Below are 18,306 nucleotides of genomic sequence, written 5' to 3' on the forward strand. Positions count from 1 at the left end.
GGTAAACATGAAACCGTCCATTTATGGACTAACGCGTAAAGCATTATTAGAATGGACTCTTGAGCAAGGAGAGAAAAAGTTCCGAGCAACTCAATTTGGGAGTGGCTCTATCAACAGCGTGTTGGAACATTTGAAGAAATGACCAACTTGCCCAAATCATTGATCGAAAAATTGGATAGGGAATTTGTGGTGAATCCCCTTAAACAGCGTATCGTTCAAGAATCGCAAGATGGAACGGTTAAATATCTTTTTGAATTGTCAGATGGCATGCTGATTGAGACGGTTCTCATGCGTCAGCATTACGGTTTATCCGTCTGTGTGACGACGCAGGTTGGCTGTAATATCGGCTGTAGCTTCTGTGCATCCGGTCTCATTCCCAAACAACGTGACTTGACCAGCGGTGAAATTGTTGCTCAAATCATGCTGGTACAAAAATATTTTGATGAGCGTGGGGATGGAGAGCGTGTCAGCCATATCGTCGTGATGGGAATTGGTGAGCCACTGGATAACTATGACAATGTCATGAATTTCTTGCGTGTCGTCAATGACGATAAGGGTCTGGCAATTGGAGCTCGTCATATTACGGTTTCAACATCAGGTCTAGCACCCAAAATCCGTGAATTTGCCCGCGAAGGTGTTCAAGTCAACTTGGCTGTTTCCCTTCACGCGCCAAATAATGAAATTCGCTCTCGCATGATGCGAATCAATCGCCAAATTTCAATTGAGCAACTCTTTGCCGCCATTGAAGGTTACATTGCTGTGACCAATCGTCGTGTTACCTTTGAGTACATTATGTTAAATGGTGTCAATGATGGCGTTGAGCAAGCACAGGAATTAGCAGATTTAACTAAGAAAATCCGTAAGTTGTCCTATGTTAACTTAATCCCTTACAATCCTGTTTCAGAACATGACTAATACAGTCGTTCAACGCCAGAGCGCGTGGCCGCCTTTTATGACCGTCTCAAGAAAAATGGCGTCAACTATGTCGTGCGTCAAGAACATGGAACCGATATTGATGCGGCTTGTGGGCAATTACGCTCTAATACACTTAAAAAAGACCGTGAAGCGGCGCGTGCACGGATTGCAGCAGCCAAAGCTAAGGCAGGAATTAAAGCAAGATGAGACACTTTTTTCAAGCAGATGGAGAATTAACCATTTTTGGAAGAAAAGTCATCAAAAGTTTAGCCGGGATTCATCTCCTGGCTATTTCTTTCTTATGCTTTCTTCCACAATGGATCTATCCCAATCCAAAAGGATTTTTGACACCAGGTATTTTTCAAGTAGGGCGCCTTTATTTTCTACTCACGCCCTTTAATTCTCTGGTAAATGGCGACGAGATTGAGTCACTCAGAGGTTATTTCTGGATTCTCTTGCAAAATCTCTCTAATGTTTTTCTTCTTTTTCCCTTTGTACTATCTATGCTGTTTCTTAAGGAAGGATGGCGGAGCTTACAGAAGGTCTTGCTTTACACATTTTTCATGAGTCTGACTATCGAGTGTACGCAGCTGCTTCTGGATCTCCTAATAGATGCAGGTCGTGTCTTTGAAATCGATGACCTCTGGACCAATACACTAGGAGGATTGTTAGCTTATCATGGATTTGTATCAATGAATCGACTGTATCGAAAAAAATAAACGACTGATTTACAAATCAGTCGTTTTCGTTTACTTCCAGAAATCATCAAAGATAGTGATTGGAAGGTGGCGTTTATGCTGCCCCTTTTGCCACCAACTTTCAATTGTTTCCTGAGCTTTTTTAGGAACTGTTTTTCCTTCTAAATAGTCATCGATTTCTTCGTAGGTAACCCCTAAAGCCACCTCGTCGGCGAGACCAGGACGATTTTCTTCTAGGTCAGCGATAGGTGTCTTTTCATAAATGCGTGGCTCTGCCCCAAGTTCTGCAAGGAGTGCTTTTCCTTGACGTTTATTGAGGCGAAATAGTGGCAAGATATCTGCTCCGCCATCTCCAAATTTGGTAAAAAATCCTGTTACATTTTCTGCAGCATGATCCGTACCAATGACAGCGCCTGCCATTTGACCTGCGATAGCGTATTGGGTAACCATACGCTGACGCGCCTTGATATTGCCCTTGTTAAAGTCAGAAATGCTCAGACCTGCATCTTCTAGCTCGGCCACTTGTCCATCAACAGCCTGCTTGATATTAACAGTGAGATGTTTGTCAGGTTGGATAAAAGAGAGAGCTCGCTGGGCATCTTTTTCATCTGCTTGAATGCCATACGGCAAGCGAACAGCAATAAATTGATAATCTGAATTCCCTGTTTCATCACGTAACTCTTCCATAGCCAATTGAGCTAGACGACCTGCTAAAGAGGAATCTTGCCCACCTGAAATACCTAGAACATAGGTTTTCAGAAATGGATGTTTAAGTATGTAGGCTTTTAGAAAGTCAATGGCCTTACGGATTTCTTCCTGCGGATCAATGCTAGCTTTTACGCCTAATTCTTTGATAATCTCTTCTTGTAATGTCATCTAAAGCCCCTTCTCTACTCTTTTGTCGTTTCTTTACGAACACGGTCAATCAATTCCATCTTATTATCCCAGACGTCTTTAGCTAGGTCAACAGGATAATCTTGCGGATTGAGAACTCGCTTGTATTCATCCCACAGCTTGTCAAATTGCTGATTAGCATAGGCTTGAATCTCTTTTAAACTTGGCGATTCATAGACTAATCGTCCAGCTTTAAAAATCGGAACGAGCAGTGGAACCGCATCAAAATTTCGAACCGTTTTATTGATATAGGTATAGGTTGGATGGAACATATGAAGCTCATCTAATGTTGTCACATCAGTCCCTGCAAAAGTGATATAATCTCCCTCTGTCTTGCCTTTTTCGCGACTAGTAATGCGCCAAACTTGTTTTTTTCCAGGAGTAGATACTTTTTCAGCGTTGGAAGACAACTTGATGGTATCGACCATTTGTCCTTCCTCATTTTCCATGGAAACAATTTTGTAAACGGCGCCAAGAGCAGGTTGATCGTAGGCGGTAATGAGTTTGGTACCAACTCCCCAGACGTCAATTTTTGCTTTTTGCATCTTGAGGTTGAGGATAGTATTTTCATCTAAATCATTGGAAGCATAAATTTTTGCATTTGTAAAACCAGCTTCATCCAGCTGATGGCGGACTTTTTTAGAAATATAAGCCATATCCCCAGAGTCAATACGAACACCAAGGAAATTGATGCTATCGCCTAATTCTTTGGCAACTCGAATAGCAGCAGGTACACCCAGGCGAAGAGTATCGTAAGTATCTACTAGGAAGACACAATTTTTGTGAGTTGCCGTATAGGCTTTAAATGCCTCGTAGTCATTTCCAAATGCTTGGACCAAAGAGTGCGCGTGCGTACCAGAAACAGGAATACCAAAGAGTTTTCCTGCGCGCACATTAGATGTAGCATTTGCCCCGCCGATGAAAGCTGCGCGGGTACCCCAGATCGCTGCATCCATTTCCTGAGCACGACGGGTACCAAATTCCAACAAGGGGTCCTCTTCAATGACTGCTTTGATACGGCGTGCTTTTGTAGCAATCAAGGTTTGGTAGTTGATGATATTTAATAGAGCTGTTTCGACCAATTGACACTGGGCCAGCGGACCTTCAACTTGTAAGATAGGCTCGTTTGCAAAGACTAGATCGCCTTCTTTAGCCGAAGAAATGGTTAAGTTTACTTTGAATTCCTTCAAGTAAGCCAAAAAATCAGCGGGATAGCCCAGGTCTTTCAGATAGGCGATGTCGTTTTCAGTAAATCGTAAGTTTGACAGGTAATCAATGACTCTTTCCAAGCCAGCAAAAACAGCGTAGCCATTTTCAAAAGGCAATTTTCGAAAAAATACTTCGAAAACAGCTTTTTTATTATGAATATTTTGATCGAAATAAACCTGCATCATGTTGATTTGATAGAGGTCGGTGTGTAGAGTTAAGCTATCGTCAGTGTACATGATTTCTCTCCTTTTACAGTATTATAGCATAGATAGGAAAAAAGAAGACATGCTATTTTCTGCTGCCTCATGTTTTCAATATGAAAATAAGTTATGACACTGCCTCTATGGTATACTAGGAAAATGGAAACTATATTGAAATCAACTCGTAAACTCAAGATTATTGTTGAAATAGCACCTCCCAAAACCTTGGATGATAGTGTGTTTAGAGAAGCTATTAAGATGATTGACAGAAAAAATGTTTCGGCCATATCGATACCGGATAATCCCATGGCAAATCCTTGTATTTCTAATCTTAGCTTAGCCGCATCTGTGAAAGGGGAGACAAAAACACCCTTTTTGCTCCATTTAACTTGTCGTGATCGAAATCTAATTGGTCTCCAGTCCCAGCTCATGGGCATGCACCTTTTAGGATTTCATGATGTTTTGGCTGTGACGGGAGATCCCTCTCAGATGGGGCAATTAATCGGTGCCAGTAGCGTTTATGATGTTACCTCTCACCAGTTAATTCCCTTGCTCAAGCAATTAAATCAGGGACGAGCATTTAATGGATCGTCTTTAGGAAAATCAACGAATTTTCGAGTGGCGACAACCATTAACCCGAATTTAGAACAAGATGAGCTAAAAAATTCTCTCCGTAATAAAATGGAATCTGGCGCGAATTATGCGATTACCCAGCCCGTCTTTGAGATGGAAACAGTGGAAAAATTATTAGCCACTTCGCCAGATAATCTCGATAAAATGATTCTGGGATTGATGCCTTTTTCGACCTATGAAAGTGCCTTATCAGCTCATCAAAATGTGCCAGGTATTCACCTGCCACCTAGCTATTTGGAAGATTTAGAACAAGTAAAGGATGACCTTGCAAAATGTCAGGAAGTTGCTTTGACGCATATGAAAAAATTAGTGGATGTGATTTTGCAGCATTTTAATAGTATCTATCTTGTTCATTTGCCACAACAAATGGAGGTGACTTGTCAATTAATTGACTATATAAAAGCAAAAGAAACAGTGTGCCCATAGATCTTACAGTAGTAAGAGGAGGAGACTGGCAAAAACAAGAAATGGGATAAAAGGCAGGGGAGATTTTCGGAGATTTAAGGAAATAATTGCAAAAATACCTGCCACAGAACTAATCTGGATAATCCAAAGAAGATCTATTATTGGAAAAATCAAGGATAGGCTGGCTAGATAGAGCAGATCACCTGAACCAATTCTCAAAGGATATTTTTCCGCTAGATAAGCTAGAAATAAAAATAGGAGAAAGTGAAGATTCAGAGCGGAAAGAAGTACAGCTAGCGCAGTAAAAATAGCCCAGACAAGGAAAGGATATTCTCGGTGCTTGATATCATAAATGGATATGACTGTACCCGCTAACACAACGCAAGCCGTCACCAATGATAGAGAACCCATGCTGACAATTACAACGAGTAGACCCGCTGTAGCTTCCAAGAGTAAATACCAATAAGAAAACTTAAGCCCACAGTAGCGACATTTTGAACGTGTTGAAAGTTGCGAAATGATGGGAATCAAATCCCACGCTTTGAGAGGACGCTTGCAATGGTTGCAGTGGCTAGCAGGAAATAGGATAGATCTTTCGGGAAATCGATCAATGACGACACCTAGGAATGATCCCAAGGATGCTCCTAAGAAAAATAATAAAATAATCTTCATACTTATCTATTCGTAAATCTATTTTTCAAAACATAGAGATGAAAAAAGTATTCTTATGGTGTGAGGTAGAAAAATCCCCTAATCTTTGTACGGTAATTCTTGGGTAATCGTGAACAGAATTTGTTAAACTATATTCGAGAGGTGAAGAAAGATGATGCATCAATTTAATCAAACCATGACTTACTTGGAAAGTGTGTTGCACACAGAGGTGGATATGAATAGAGTTCCGCAACTATCAGGGTATTCTTATTCTATGTTTAGCAGATTATTTTCCATCTTATCGGATATGACTTTAGCTGAGTATCTGCGCAAGCGTAGATTATCAGAAGCGACCAACGATTTGCGCGAAACATCTGATAAAATCATTGATATAGCGCTTAAATATGGTTATGATTCTGTCGATTCATTCAGCGCTGCCTTCAAGAAATTTCACGGAAGGACACCCTCAGAAGTCAGAAATAGAAAGCCTTCTAAGATCTTTCCCAAAGTTCAATTATCTATGAAGATTACAGGAGGAAAAAATATGAATATCAGTATTCAACAGAAACCCGCATTTGCAGTGGCAGGCATTTTATTAGAGAATGTCAATAATAGCAAATGTCCAGCTGCTTGGGATAGATTGTATAAGGCACATTCATTTGAGACACTAGAAGCCTTAGGCGGTGGCCAGTCTTATGGAGTCTGTTCAGATATTGCTGTAGGTGAAAAAATGAACTACATGGCAGGCTATCAGGTAACGGATAAGGAAAAGGGACATGCGCTTAACTTAAGTATTTTAGACATTGCAGAGGCTGAGTACGCCATTATTCCAGTCAAAGGGGCCATTCCAGCTTCCCTTCATCAGGCTTGGAAATATGTTTTGGAAGTTTTCTTCCCAGAAACTGGCTATCGTCATTCAGGTGCACCAGACTTTGAAGTCTATGCAGAAGGAGATATGCACAGTCCAGATTATGAAATGGAAATTTGGGTTCCAGTGGTAAAATAAGTCAAGTAGAGTTTGGGACAAAAGTAGTTCCAAACACCTTTTTATATGGTTTATTTGAAAATATCTAGTGGTTAGTGGTTGAGTATTCCGACTATTTAAAACGGCTTGAGGGGAAAGATTATGAGTTCCAAGCAACTTCCTCCTCTCAATTGCGCTAACAACTCCTTTTTTTCAATCCAAAATGTAATATGTAAGAAATGCTCGCTTCATTTTCCACGAAATAGGGAAGTGGGGCTAAAATCGTATTCTTTGAAATGGCTGATTTTTACTTCATACTCTCTTGAATTCTTAAATCTAGAATCTATAAGATGTGCTATAATATTAGACATGAAACGTTATCGCACAGTAAATGCTTATTACCGAGAATTATTCGGTGAAAAAATTTTAAAATTACCCATTGATGCGGGTTTTGACTGCCCTAATCGGGATGGGGCCGTTGCCCATGGAGGATGTACATTTTGTACGGTTTCGGGATCAGGAGATGCTATTGTGGCACCAGAAGCGCCTATTCGCGAGCAATTTTACAAAGAAATTGATTTCATGCATCGCAAATGGCCCGATGTTGAGAAATATTTGGTTTATTTTCAAAATTTCATCAATACTCATGAAAAATTGGAAGTCATTCGTGAGCGCTATGAACAAGCTATCAATGAACCTGGAGTCGTGGGAATCAATATTGGAACCCGTCCTGACTGTATGCCAGATGATGTCATTGCTTATCTAGCAGAGCTTTCAGAACGTATGCACGTGACGGTTGAGCTGGGCTTGCAGACCACTTATGAAGATACTTCTCGGCTCATTAATCGTGCGCATAGTTATGAACTGTATGTAGAAACGGTCAAGCGGATTCGTAAGCAAGCTCCAAGGGTAGAGATTGTCAGCCATTTGATTAATGGTTTGCCAGAAGAAACACGCGATTGTTGAGCCAGGAAGAGTATATTCAGATTATCTGTGATCAACTTGAAATCATCCCAGAACATATGGTAATTCACCGCATCACAGGTGACGCCCCGCGCGACATGCTGATTGGTCCTATGTGGAGTCTAAAAAAATGGGAAGAAACAATACGAAAGAGGAAAAATGAATCCTATTATTCCAAAAACACCTGATGTACCAGAACTGACAGTGGAAGAAATTCATTTTTTAACGGAAGTAACATTTGGGGAACAAACTTCTCTAGTTCCTTGCGATGCTCTCTTTGTCTTTGGAGGGACTCATGCTGGCCATTGGGAAAAAGCGATTGAAGCCTATCAAAAAGGACTAGTTAAGAAGATAATTGTGACAGGTGGAATTAGTCCAACAGGTACGCCCAATCCATCTTGGGTACATGGAAAGACGCCAGAAGCAGAAGTCATAGTGGAATGCTTGTTGGCGGCTGGAATTCCAAAAGAGAATATTTTTTATGAGAATCGCTCTACAAATACACTGGAAAATGTTTTATTTGCCAAGGAAATCTTTGATTTTGAGACGATTGAGTCGCTCCTGTTTATCTGAAGAGTCATGTGACAGGTAGACAGTGGCGAACCTTAGCAAAGCATCTGCCAGCTCGCCTAACCCATGTGCCCTACACATTTGATGCGATTTATGAGGGAATTCCGATATCACGTGATACTTGGATGACCAGCGAGCTTGGTCGCTCACGCGTGTGGGGAGAATATTTACGGATCCTGCAGTATGGCAACAAAGGGGATATTTTGGCCCTTGATTTAGAAAATGGAGAAAACGATGATCAAACGTCCCATTCACCTCTCACATGATTTTTTAGCAGAGGTGTTAGATAAAGAGGCTATTGCGGTGGATGCGACCATGGGCAATGGCAATGATACGGCTTTTTTGGCAAAATTATCCAAGAAAGTCTACGCTTTTGATGTACAAGAGCAAGCACTACAAAAAACCGCTGAGCGTTTAGCGCAGCTTGGTTTAAACAATGCGGAATTGATTTTGGCGGGGCACGAGACAGTGGACCAGCATGTGCCTGAGGCGATCCGCGCAGCTATTTTCAATCTGGGCTACCTACCATCTGTCGATAAATCTATTATTACCAAACCAGATACGACGCTGTCTGCCATTTCTAAAATCTTAGAGCGTCTAGAAGTTGGCGGGCGCCTAGCTATCATGATTTATTACGGTCATGAGGGCGGATCTATGGAAAAAGATGCGGTGCTGGAATACATCAAGACTTTGGACCAGACCGTCTTCACCGCCATGCTTTACCAACCGCTCAACCAAATCAATACTCCGCCATTTTTGGTAATGGTGGAGAAATTAGCAAAAATAGTCGATTAAATCGACTATTTTATATTTAAATTTATGCTAAACCTTGGAGAATAAAATGACTTCCTAAAGATAAATATTGTATTTGAGAAGAAAAAATATGATATAATGGGGGTACTATTTGAATTTTATATAGGAGAACATCATGGAAGACCCCGGTAGTCAGACCATCTATTTGCAAATTTTATTGTTGTTTGTATTGACCCTGCTCAATGCCTTTTTCTCAGCCACAGAGATGGCCCTCGTTTCGCTCAATCGTTCCCGCGTGGAGCAAAAAGCAGCCGATGGAGAGAAAAAATTCATTCGTTTACTAAATGTTCTTGAACATCCCAATCAGTTTTTGTCCACCATTCAGGTTGGGATTACCTTTATTTCTATCTTATCAGGGGCTAGCTTGGCAGATGATTTGGGCAAAGTATTTGCTGGTTGGATGGGCAACTCTTCAACGGCAAATACAGTGGGTTATTGGCTCGCTTTGGCGCTTTTAACTTACGTATCTATCGTTCTTGGTGAGCTATATCCAAAACGAATTGCTATGAATATGAAGGAAAATCTGGCAGTAGTTGCAGCGCCCGTTGTCATCTTTCTAGGGAAAATTGTCAGTCCCTTCGTTTGGCTCTTATCTGCCTCCACCAATCTTTTATCGCGCTTAACGCCAATGGAGTTTGATGATGCGGATGAGCAGATGACTCGTGACGAAATTGAGTACATGCTAACCAAGAGTGAAGCCAGTCTAGATGCCGAAGAAATCGAGATGTTACAAGGAATTTTCTCCTTGGACGAATTGGTGGCGCGTGAGGTCATGGTGCCTCGTACAGATGCTTTCATGGTCGATATCAACGATACGACCGCTGAAATCATGACGAAAATTCTTAAGCAAAATTTCTCACGAATTCCTGTCTATGATGGCGATAAAGACAATGTTATCGGGCTTATTCATACCAAGAAAATTTTAGCAGAAGGTTTTGAAAACGGGTTTGATTACCTTAATATTCGCCGCATCATGCAAGAACCGTTATTTGTGCCAGAAACCATTTTTGTGGATGATTTATTAGCTTCCTTTAGAAATACACAAAATCAGATGGCTATTCTCTTGGATGAATATGGTGGTGTTTCTGGTTTAGTAACACTGGAAGATTTGTTGGAAGAGATTGTCGGTGAGATTGATGATGAGACGGATAAGACGGAGATCTTTGTCCGTGAGATTGCGGAGTCAATTTATATTGTTCAGGGAAACATGACTCTCAATGATTTCAATGAATATTTTGATACTGAGCTGGAAAGTGATGATGTGGATACCATTGCAGGCTTCTATCTGACTGGAGTGGGGACTATTCCGAGTCAAGAAGAAAAAGAAACCTATGAAGTGGACAGCAAGGATAAACACCTGATCTTGATTAACGATAAGGTTAAAAATGGTCGTGTGACTAAGCTCAAATTGATGATTATCCCTATCGAAGCTGATGAGGAAGAAGCTGATTGAGTCCTTGAAAACAGTGTGAAATCAAAAGATGAAAGTTTAGGAAAACGTTTCCGACTTTCGTCTTTTTTTTGAGGGGAAATCGTGCTATAATGGATAGAGATAAAGGATGGATGAAACAATGGAAGAAATAGACTACAGAAAAGTAACAGGTCTGGTACATTCAACGGAGAGTTTTGGCTCTTTAGATGGTCCTGGCGTGCGTTTTGTCATTTTTATGCAGGGATGCCACATGCGCTGTCAATACTGTCATAATCCTGATACATGGGATCTAATCAATCCTGCTGCGACTGAGAGAACCGCTGAGGATGTGCTCAACGAAGCCATGCGCTACAAGATGTTCTGGGGTAAAGAAGGCGGGATTACCGTTTCAGGTGGGGAGGCCACGATCCAGATTGACTTTTTGATTGCACTGTTTACATTGGCAAAAGAGCAGGGCATTCATACGACTTTGGATACATGTGCTCTGACTTTCCGTAATAATCCACGCTATCTAGAGAAATATGAAAAGTTGATGGCGGTAACGGATCTCGTTCTTTTAGATATTAAAGAAATCAATCCAGACCAACATAAAATTGTCACAGGTCATAGCAATAAAACCATCCTAGCCTGTGCCCGTTATTTATCAGATATTGGAAAGCCTGTTTGGATTCGTCATGTTTTGGTACCTGGTTTGACGGATCGAGACGAAGATTTGAAAAATCTAGGTGAGTTTGTTAAGACGCTGACGAATGTAGAACGTTTTGAAGTACTTCCATATCATAATTTGGGAGAATTCAAATGGCGGGAACTCGGTCGCCCTTATCCGCTAGAAGGAACTAAGCCGCCTAGCAAAGCACGTGTAGAAAATGCCAAATCTCTCATGGAAACCGAGACCTATCAAGACTATCTCAATCGCATTCGTAATTAAGAAATCAAGGAAACTTGGTTTCTTTTTTTGTTACGAGTTCGAGACAGTATTTCTAATTTAGGGCAAGGATGTGATATTTCTTTGTATATTTATTAATTTGAGAATTATAGGCAGGATAGAGAATGTCAGCTTTTTATGCTAGATTATTAGGCTTTTGTAAAATATCAGAATTATCAGAAGTTTTAAATTTAGTACAAATTATGTATTTTTAGACACAATTTCGGAAGGTGTAAATTTTTCAATTTAGAAACATGTTATGCTAAGAGAGTAAAAATTAAAGGAGAATCTTTATATGAAAAGAATCGTTTTATTAACCTCACTTGCTCTTAGCACAGCTATTTTAGCAAATGCTACAGAAGTTTCTGCAAATACTGAAGAAACAGATGTTGTTTCAACACACGTTAAAAAATTTAACGAATTAGAAGGAACACATCTAAAAGTCAACATTACTGGTGTCGATATGGACCGAAATGTCATTCTTCGTCCACGCGTAGTGGAGTTTCCTTTAACCATCGGAAGTCAATTAGATTTAGCGACTATTCAAGAAATGGTTCTTGCTACAATCAATGCTACATTGCCAAACACTTATGAATTAACTGAATATGCCAATGTGCAACTTGAAGTTAACAATGAGCGTTACCGTAAGACAAACTTGCCAATCCCTGAAGTTGGTTTTGCCGTTCCTGGCCTTACATATTACGGAAAAACACCAGTTTTCAATTTGAGTGGAACAGTAACTTTGAGAGAAACTCTAAAAGCTACCGAAGAGGATCATCGAGTCGTAGCTGAAAAGCCGATTGGTGGCAAGCATGTTGTGGACACAGATGATGTAGAGTGGCAACAAGAAGTTACCTTTAAGAAAAAAGATGGCACGAGTCTTATTTCAACAGGAGTTATGGCTGAAGCTGGAACAGGATACGCAAAAATTGGTGATGAAATCAGTTCAGAGTTGCTCTGGAACAATGCACAAAAATTATTTGAGACAACTAAAGAAGCTAAAGAAGGCTATAAACTTGTTAAACGACTCAGCACTGAAGTCATGGTAGATTCTGGCGCGAGAAGATTTGTATACGACAGTTACGAGGATAACGAATTTAAATATATTGTACAAGGTAACCGCCAGCCTTCTGATAGCCATACAGATGCTATCATAGAAATTTACTATATTGCTAAGGAAGACGAAACGGATGAAAAACAAATCATCACGTTGCAATATGTTGATGAAGCAACCGATGTGACATTGGTTGAGAAAGAACACGAAATCTTTTCACAGGTAACCATTGAGGGATTGAAATCTTCATTAAATGAGGGAGATAAAACAATCGTAGGTGGAAAAAATGGAAATACATATGAATTTACAGGTAAGATTGTACGTGAAAATAAAGATGTATTCAAAATTTACTACCGTGAACAATAACACTGTTAGACAAGGTGTTCGCAAACAATTTAATTAGGAAGGCAAGCTTATTTTTTTGATGACATGCTGCAATCAGCTAGCACATTTCTTTATAGTGCTTTGTCATCAATGGCATCTAACCAATCGTTAGCAGCTTTGATAGTTGCTTCGAGGGCACCTTCTTGGAATGGGGATTGGAGACCTGCTGCGTCCACGATTTGAAGGAAGGTAGCTGTTCCGCCCATTTTACAGATACGTAGGTAATCTTCCCAAGCTGTTTCATCATGATCCACTTGTGTACGTTTCCAGAATTGGAGAGCACAGACTTGAGCAAGGGTGTAGTCAATATAGTAGAATGGACTTGCAAAGATATGTCCTTGGCGATACCAGAAAATACCGCGTTCTAGTGCTTCAGATTCTGAGTAATCTTTTGATGGCAGGTACATTTTTTCTAATTTGCGCCATGTTGCCTTGCGTTCTGCTGGCGTCATGTTTGGATTTTCATAGACTTCGTGCTGGAAGTGATCCACTAAGACACCATAAGGCAAGAAGAAGAGCGTGCTTGATAAATGGCTGAATTTATATTTGTCAACTTGTTCCTTGAAGAAAAGTTCCATCCAAGGCCAGATCATAAATTCCATAGACATAGAGTGGATTTCACAGGATTCGTAGGTTGGCCAGATACTTTCTGGTGTTTGAATCCAGCGTGAGTTGTATACTTGAAAGGCGTGTCCAGCTTCGTGGGTCAAAACATCAATATCCCCACTAGTTCCATTGAAGTTGGAGAAGATGAATGGACTCTTGGAATCAGCGATATAAGTACAATATCCACCAGTGTCCTTACCTTCTTTTGCCACCAAATCCAGCAATTCTTTCTCTACCATGAAGTCGAAGAATTCACCTGTTTCAGGAGATAATTCACGATACATTTTTTGTGCTTGGGCAACCAATTCTTCTGGGGTCCCTTTTGGCGTTGCGTTTCCATCCAAGTATTCCAAAGTCAAATCATAATGTTTGAGACTTGTTACTTGAATACGTTCCGCTTGGCGCTCACGCAGTTGATTAACTACAGGAACGACCAATTTTTGAATTTCTTCGCGGTAGGTTTTGACCATTTCACGATTGTAGTCAAAGCGATTCATCATCTTGTAGCCATATTCTACATAGTCTTTAAAACCAAGTCTTGTTGCGATTTCATTGCGGACCTGTACCAACTGGTCATAAACGTCATCAAAGTCTGCTTCGTGTTTTTCAAAGTAGCCTGTTATGGTAGCCGAAGCTTCCTTGCGCGTAGCGCGGTCTGTTGATTGGGCGAATGGTCCCATTTGAGACAGGTTGTAGGTGGTGCCACGGAAGTCCAATTTGGCGGTCGCCATGAGATTATTATAGCGATCTACCAATTGGTTTTCCTTTTGAAGAAGAGGAATAATCTCTGATGAAAAAGTTTGGAGTTTATTTTCCGCCAAGAGGAAGAATGTTTTTGGCAAGAAATCAGACAAACCAGCACGATATGGGCTAGCTACCACGACGCGGTAGTAGTCGGTCATGAGCTCATCAAAGAGTGGTGAGTACTCGTTCCAAAACTTGGTTTCTTCATTGTAGAATTCATCATTCATATCAATAGAGTGACGGATACTCCACAAGTTGGCTTGCGTATCAATGTTGAGGTTGATAGCGGTAATTTTTTTGACGATTTCAAGCGCTGTATCAGCATTTTCGGCAGCAGCTAATTGATTGGTCAAATCGGTTAATGTAGCTTTGATAGCTTCATAATCAGGACGTGTATACTTGTATTCTGAGAATTTCATGAATTTCTCTTTCTAGTAGTAAAATCGGTCTTTGGCGTCAGGCGCTTAAAAACCACATATAAGGCTATTCTACCCTTTTTGAAAGCGGATTGCAAATGGAGACATGCTCCATTCACAAGAAAGCAGAAATGTGGTAAAATAGGATGAATAATAGAAAAAAGAGGTTTGAAACATGTCTAAATTTTTAGTCTTTGGTCATCAAAATCCAGATACGGATGCGATTGCATCATCTTACGGTTGGGCTTACTTGGAGCGCACAGCTTGGGGACGTGATGCCGAAGCGGTAGCACTTGGCACACCAAACGAAGAAACAGCTTTTGCTCTTGAGTACTTTGGTGTGACGGCACCGCGCGTGGTGGATTCAGCAGTGGCCGAAGGCGTGAGCCAAGTCATCTTGACAGACCACAACGAGTTCCAACAGTCTATCGCTGATATCTGTGAAGTGGAAGTAGCAGCTGTTATTGACCATCACCGTGTGGCAAACTTTGAAACAGCAAATCCTCTCTTCATGCGCTTAGAGCCAGTTGGTTCAGCATCCTCAATCGTCTACCGTGCTGCTAAAGAAGCTGGTGTGGAATTACCTCGCGAAGTTGCAGGTCTTCTTTTGTCAGGTCTCATTTCAGATACTCTTCTTTTGAAATCTCCAACTACTCACGCTTCTGATCCACAAGTAGCAGCAGAATTGGCTGAAATTGCTGGAGTAAATTTGGAAGAATATGGCTTGGCACTCTTAAAAGCTGGTACAGACTTGGCAAGCAAATCTGCAGAAGAATTAATTGATATCGATGCGAAAACCTTTGAATTAAATGGCAATCCAGTTCGTGTTGCTCAAGTCAATACAGTGGATATCGCTGAAGTTTTAGAACGTCAAGAAGAAATCGAAGCAGCCATCTTAGAAGCTATCGCATCAGAAGGTTATTCGGACTTTGTCCTCATGATTACGGATATTGTGAATTCAAACTCTGAAATTTTGGCACTCGGAACCAACATGGATAAGGTAGAGGCAGCTTTCAATTTCACCCTTGAAAATAACCATGCCTTTCTTGCAGGTGCCGTTTCACGTAAAAAACAAGTTGTGCCACAATTGACAGACAGCTTCAATGCTTAGTGAAATGGAAGATGGCTCCGATGGCAGTCGTTCGCATATAAATGAAATAAAAGAAAAATATACTTATGCGACCAGTTTTCTGTACATACCAGAAGGCTGGTCCTTTCGTTTTTAATGAATTCTCATTTCATTGAAAACCAGATAGGATGTTTATCAATAGCACTTATCCCCTCATTTCTTCAGGGACCTTCATTTATGAACGGAAGTGGATTCTTTTAGACTTCTGGGTAAAATGAAATTAGTCACTATAGGCATTATCTGCGAATGTTCCTTTTTGGGACACGGAATGGATAATGCTTTTTCCGAGTAGTTCAGTCTATTCGTCGATTTATCTATCTGAATAACCTTATAAGTTTCACTTTTTCGGCGCCAAGAGGTAGACTATTTATTCTTATCTCAACAAGAGTGATACAAAAAATCCAAAAAAGCATAAACACTATTTACACATATGTACAAAAAGATAAAATGTTCAAGTTGAGAAAATTTCACAAAAGAATAAATGGATTAAAGAAAGGAAAAAAGTGAAAAAATGAAAAAGAATATAAATCGTTTCTCGCTTAGAAAATTTAAAAATGGAGTTGCTTCTGTTATTGTTGCTACTGCTATCTTCGAAGGGATTGTGCCAGTAGTAGCTAGTGCAGAAACGTTAAGTATTCCCACTGATCAGGTCGAATCACCGTATAAAAGCATTTTGGATAGAGAAGCTGAACGCATCAATCAGTTAAATGACGACTTTGATGCTATTGAAGATAAATTTGTCGGAGAAGAAGTCATCGAATTAGTCAATGAGTATCAAAGACTGTCTAGATTAAGCGATTTAAATGAAACTCATATTGCTGGGTTTAGATCTTAAGTCGAGTATTTTGAAAAGAATACTTTTAAAGTTGCAGAATTGAAGAAATCTTTGGAAGATAAGATTTGGGAATTAGATGGATTAACATTTGGCGAAAAAGTTGATTTTGTCAATAAAATGAAAGAAGAAGCTAGCGAGGAAGAAGTTCAAAAGATCTTCTCAGAAGCAACAATCTCGTCAAATGAAAAAGCTATTGCATTAGACCAAGAACTTGAAGCAATGAAAGAACAATTGCATGCATATCTTAATAATCCAAGTGTTTCTCCAGAAACTCAAGGTTGGCTTAAAAACAATTTAGACAATAACCAATACGGAAATCATTTGCACTTGTATAAAGATATGCTTCGAGTAGTTAAAGAAGAGCTGGAAAATGCTGAAAAAATAGCAATAAGGTTCCTACAACTTACACGATTCGATACGTTGGTCCATCTGGGGAAACTATCCAGCAGACACCAATTGTCAAAGACGGCTTTATTGGAGAGGAAGTAGTTGTCAAACCTGAAAACCTTGATGAAAACTATGAAAATTTAGATGACGAATCTAAAACGATTACCCTAAAAGAAAATGAAGCAAATGAAGTTCTCTTCAAGGTGGGTCCTTCAAGAGAAAAAATGTCCCTAAAAGAATTCCTATCACGAGAAGTAGATTTTAAACATCCAGTGAAGTACAAAAATGTAGATTTCACTGGCAGACAAGATGATCTAGAAGATCTCGTTGTGAAGAAAGTCTATGAGGGGGCAGAAACTACAGGTGTCTTTTATGGAACGAAAGATCAAGCGGATTTAGTATACCAGCATATGATCAATGGCTCATTCCAAGGAGCTTATTTCAGACACGCTGAAATCAAAGTGCAACCACCCGTTTATCTTGAAAATGGTAAGTATCAATTAGAAATCAAATTTGGGTATAGAGAAGAGCTGGATTACATCCGGCAAGGAGAAAAGAAAGTTACTGAATTTTACGAAAAATACAAAGACATCGCAAAAACTGATCTTGAGCGAGAAAAACTGATTCATGATTGGTTATTATTGAATGCTAGCGCAAGAAATGTAGCACCTACTGAAGAACATTATCCATGGGTCTATAATACAAATAAACATGTAAGAATACATTCTCCGGCTTCAATTTTTATTGATGGGGAGGGAGTTTGTTTGACCTATACAACTGCTTTTGCGCGTATGGCTGAGAGATTTGGAATAGATGTGCGAGTGGTTCATGGGTATTCAGCTATGACTTCCTCAGCTAAAGCAACATCAATAGATTTAGCTAAGCAGAAATTTAAAAATATTGATACGAGTACTTATAGTGAGGCTAATTTAAATCATGCTTGGAATCTTGTGAAAATTGAAGATAAGTGGTATCATGTCAATACTTATCATACTGATAATATGCTAAAAAACTGGCAACAAGAAAATCCTTATATGTATTTCTTGAAATCTGATTCCGTTTTTGAAGAAAATAAAATAGCCTTAAAACCTAACAGAAATTATTACATCTTAAAAGCCTGAAACAATAGAACTCTCGAAAAAGCAAATGAGTCTTATGACGCAGATTTTAGCAAGATGCCAAATTTAGCTGAACAAGACATTGTAAAATAATAAGCATAAGACTTATGTTAAAAAATATTCGTGTGATGTAAAATGCCAAATCAAATTTGATCATTATATATCAATTTACGTCAAGGCAGCATATAAAAAAAGTGATTTTCATTTTGAAAATCACTTTTTAATGTTTTTTGAAGACAAGAAAGATGAAGTGTGGCTGTCATCATGATGTCTGTTGAGAAGCTGTCATTCTCTATCACATCATGAAACAGTATTGGGAAACTTTCGACATAGATAACTCATGACTCTCGGACAATCCCTT

15 protein-coding genes and 3 pseudogenes are annotated in these 18,306 nt (G+C 39.8%); 14 read left to right on the forward strand and 4 right to left on the reverse strand.

Annotated features, from left to right (window positions below; translation table 11 throughout):
- Positions 1-7 precede the first annotated feature (7 nt).
- Positions 8-1,122 (forward strand): annotated as a pseudogene (gene rlmN / locus AEX56_RS00660) (23S rRNA (adenine(2503)-C(2))-methyltransferase RlmN).
- Positions 1,119-1,634 (forward strand): VanZ family protein, encoded by a 516-nt coding sequence (locus tag AEX56_RS00665; protein WP_049617516.1) that lies wholly within the window; start codon positions 1,119-1,121, stop codon positions 1,632-1,634. Before rlmN ends, AEX56_RS00665 begins: the two are co-directional and overlap by 4 nt.
- A 30-nt stretch (positions 1,635-1,664) precedes the next feature.
- Here AEX56_RS00665 and nadE read toward each other — a convergent pair whose 3' ends face one another.
- Positions 1,665-2,489 carry an ammonia-dependent NAD(+) synthetase gene (gene nadE / locus AEX56_RS00670; protein WP_049617517.1) on the reverse strand — a complete coding sequence of 275 codons (825 nt, stop codon included), beginning with the start codon at positions 2,487-2,489 and terminating at the stop codon, positions 1,665-1,667.
- A gap of 14 nt (positions 2,490-2,503) precedes the next feature.
- Entirely contained in the window at positions 2,504-3,952 is a 1,449-nt protein-coding gene (locus AEX56_RS00675; protein ID WP_049617518.1) for a nicotinate phosphoribosyltransferase, read from the reverse strand.
- A gap of 123 nt (positions 3,953-4,075) precedes the next feature.
- Between AEX56_RS00675 and AEX56_RS00680 the strand changes: the two genes are divergently transcribed.
- Complete coding sequence (locus AEX56_RS00680) at positions 4,076-4,975, forward strand: methylenetetrahydrofolate reductase (RefSeq protein WP_049617519.1); 900 nt, start codon at positions 4,076-4,078, stop codon at positions 4,973-4,975.
- A gap of 3 nt (positions 4,976-4,978) precedes the next feature.
- Here AEX56_RS00680 and AEX56_RS00685 read toward each other — a convergent pair whose 3' ends face one another.
- Positions 4,979-5,590, reverse strand: a complete 612-nt coding sequence (locus AEX56_RS00685; RefSeq protein WP_236682930.1) for a prepilin peptidase — start codon at positions 5,588-5,590, stop codon at positions 4,979-4,981.
- 187 nt (positions 5,591-5,777) lie between these two features.
- On the opposite strand from AEX56_RS00685, the gene AEX56_RS00690 reads away from it, so the two are divergent.
- The 7 genes and pseudogenes from AEX56_RS00690 to AEX56_RS00720 all read left to right on the forward strand — a co-directional run bounded on the left by AEX56_RS00690 (position 5,778) and on the right by AEX56_RS00720 (position 12,692).
- Positions 5,778-6,611, forward strand: a complete 834-nt coding sequence (locus tag AEX56_RS00690; RefSeq protein WP_049617521.1) for an AraC family transcriptional regulator — start codon at positions 5,778-5,780, stop codon at positions 6,609-6,611.
- Positions 6,612-6,938: 327 nt separating this feature from the next.
- Positions 6,939-7,669 (forward strand): annotated as a pseudogene (locus tag AEX56_RS00695) (TIGR01212 family radical SAM protein); the annotation flags it as partial.
- 22 nt (positions 7,670-7,691) lie between these two features.
- Positions 7,692-8,368 (forward strand): annotated as a pseudogene (locus AEX56_RS00700) (YdcF family protein).
- Positions 8,337-8,897 (forward strand): tRNA (mnm(5)s(2)U34)-methyltransferase, encoded by a 561-nt coding sequence (locus AEX56_RS00705; protein ID WP_049617522.1) that lies wholly within the window; start codon positions 8,337-8,339, stop codon positions 8,895-8,897. Before AEX56_RS00700 ends, AEX56_RS00705 begins: the two are co-directional and overlap by 32 nt.
- 133 nt (positions 8,898-9,030) lie before the next feature.
- Positions 9,031-10,368 (forward strand): hemolysin family protein, encoded by a 1,338-nt coding sequence (locus AEX56_RS00710; protein WP_049617523.1) that lies wholly within the window; start codon positions 9,031-9,033, stop codon positions 10,366-10,368.
- A gap of 118 nt (positions 10,369-10,486) precedes the next feature.
- Complete coding sequence (pflA, locus tag AEX56_RS00715; RefSeq protein WP_049618200.1) at positions 10,487-11,275, forward strand: pyruvate formate-lyase-activating protein; 789 nt, start codon at positions 10,487-10,489, stop codon at positions 11,273-11,275.
- Between the two features lie 292 nt (positions 11,276-11,567).
- Positions 11,568-12,692, forward strand: a complete 1,125-nt coding sequence (locus AEX56_RS00720) for a hypothetical protein (protein WP_049617524.1) — start codon at positions 11,568-11,570, stop codon at positions 12,690-12,692.
- Positions 12,693-12,781: 89 nt separating this feature from the next.
- Here AEX56_RS00720 and AEX56_RS00725 read toward each other — a convergent pair whose 3' ends face one another.
- On the reverse strand, positions 12,782-14,479 hold the full coding sequence (locus AEX56_RS00725) for a M3 family oligoendopeptidase (RefSeq protein WP_049617525.1): 1,698 nt from the start codon (positions 14,477-14,479) through the stop codon (positions 12,782-12,784).
- 172 nt (positions 14,480-14,651) lie between these two features.
- Between AEX56_RS00725 and AEX56_RS00730 the strand changes: the two genes are divergently transcribed.
- The 4 genes from AEX56_RS00730 to AEX56_RS00745 all read left to right on the forward strand — a co-directional run bounded on the left by AEX56_RS00730 (position 14,652) and on the right by AEX56_RS00745 (position 17,948).
- Complete coding sequence (locus AEX56_RS00730; protein WP_049617526.1) at positions 14,652-15,587, forward strand: manganese-dependent inorganic pyrophosphatase; 936 nt, start codon at positions 14,652-14,654, stop codon at positions 15,585-15,587.
- A gap of 529 nt (positions 15,588-16,116) precedes the next feature.
- A complete protein-coding gene (locus AEX56_RS00735; protein WP_049617527.1) occupies positions 16,117-16,440 on the forward strand; it encodes a YSIRK-type signal peptide-containing protein in 324 nt (107 codons plus the stop codon).
- Positions 16,441-16,491: 51 nt separating this feature from the next.
- A complete protein-coding gene (locus AEX56_RS00740) occupies positions 16,492-16,929 on the forward strand; it encodes a hypothetical protein (protein ID WP_049617528.1) in 438 nt (145 codons plus the stop codon).
- Positions 16,930-17,051: 122 nt separating this feature from the next.
- The gene (locus AEX56_RS00745) at positions 17,052-17,948 is read left to right on the forward strand and encodes a transglutaminase domain-containing protein (RefSeq protein ID WP_049617529.1); all 897 of its coding nucleotides are present in this window, start codon (positions 17,052-17,054) and stop codon (positions 17,946-17,948) included.
- Positions 17,949-18,306 lie beyond the last annotated feature (358 nt).

Source organism: Streptococcus sp. X13SY08, assembly GCF_001182825.2.
Classification (GTDB): Bacteria; Bacillota; Bacilli; order Lactobacillales; family Streptococcaceae; genus Streptococcus.

Coding starts and splice junctions, on each gene's coding strand:
- AEX56_RS00680 (WP_049617519.1), top strand. CDS start 4,076: ATGGAAACTATATTGAAATCAACTCGTAAACTCAAGATTATTGTTGAA.
- AEX56_RS00665 (WP_049617516.1), top strand. CDS start 1,119: ATGAGACACTTTTTTCAAGCAGATGGAGAATTAACCATTTTTGGAAGA.
- AEX56_RS00725 (WP_049617525.1), bottom strand. CDS start 14,479: ATGAAATTCTCAGAATACAAGTATACACGTCCTGATTATGAAGCTATC.
- AEX56_RS00720 (WP_049617524.1), top strand. CDS start 11,568: ATGAAAAGAATCGTTTTATTAACCTCACTTGCTCTTAGCACAGCTATT.
- pflA (WP_049618200.1), top strand. CDS start 10,487: ATGGAAGAAATAGACTACAGAAAAGTAACAGGTCTGGTACATTCAACG.
- AEX56_RS00730 (WP_049617526.1), top strand. CDS start 14,652: ATGTCTAAATTTTTAGTCTTTGGTCATCAAAATCCAGATACGGATGCG.
- nadE (WP_049617517.1), bottom strand. CDS start 2,489: ATGACATTACAAGAAGAGATTATCAAAGAATTAGGCGTAAAAGCTAGC.
- AEX56_RS00690 (WP_049617521.1), top strand. CDS start 5,778: ATGATGCATCAATTTAATCAAACCATGACTTACTTGGAAAGTGTGTTG.
- AEX56_RS00710 (WP_049617523.1), top strand. CDS start 9,031: ATGGAAGACCCCGGTAGTCAGACCATCTATTTGCAAATTTTATTGTTG.
- AEX56_RS00675 (WP_049617518.1), bottom strand. CDS start 3,952: ATGTACACTGACGATAGCTTAACTCTACACACCGACCTCTATCAAATC.
- AEX56_RS00745 (WP_049617529.1), top strand. CDS start 17,052: ATGTCCCTAAAAGAATTCCTATCACGAGAAGTAGATTTTAAACATCCA.
- AEX56_RS00705 (WP_049617522.1), top strand. CDS start 8,337: ATGATCAAACGTCCCATTCACCTCTCACATGATTTTTTAGCAGAGGTG.
- AEX56_RS00735 (WP_049617527.1), top strand. CDS start 16,117: ATGAAAAAGAATATAAATCGTTTCTCGCTTAGAAAATTTAAAAATGGA.